We start from the raw sequence: 582 nt of genomic DNA on the forward strand, positions 1-582 counted from the left end.
TGGCTGCGCTGCTCCGGCGGCAGGGTCTCCGGCAGCATGAGGACCGCGGCCAGGGCGGCGAGGCCCAGGGCGACGAGCACGAGGAAGATCGCGCGCCAGCCGGCAAGGGTGAGGATCTGGCCGCCGAGGAGCGGGCCGAGCAGCGGGGCAATCGCCATGACGGTCATCAGCGTCGAGAGCATCTGCGCGGTGCGCGCGCCGTCATAGAGGTCGCGGACCATGGCGCGGCCCAGCACCACCCCGGCGCAGGCGCCGACGGCCTGGACGATGCGCCAGCCGATCATCGCTTCGGCACTGCCCGCGAATGCGCAGCCGGCCGAGCCGATGACGAAGAGCACGAGGCCGATCGCCACCGGCCGGCGCCGGCCATAGCGGTCGCTGATCGGGCCCCAGAACAGCTGGCCGAGGCTGAAGCCGATCAGGAAGCCCGACACTGTGAGCTCGATCAGACCGCTATCGGCGCGAAGCGCGCTCGCCATCTCCGGCATCGCAGGCAGATAGAGGTCGGTCGAGATCGACGCGAACCCCATCAGCACGCTGAGCACGCCGAGCACCCGCCAAGGCTGGCTGGCTGATTCAAGG

General features: G+C 70.8%; 1 protein-coding gene. It reads right to left on the reverse strand.

From position 1 onward, the window contains the following. A partial coding sequence (locus AB4Y92_RS25305) for an MFS transporter (RefSeq protein WP_441822118.1) occupies positions 1-582 on the reverse strand: 582 nt, incomplete at both ends.

The organism is Lysobacter sp. TAB13, from assembly GCF_052113885.1.
GTDB lineage: Bacteria > Pseudomonadota > Gammaproteobacteria > Xanthomonadales > Xanthomonadaceae > Lysobacter > Lysobacter gummosus.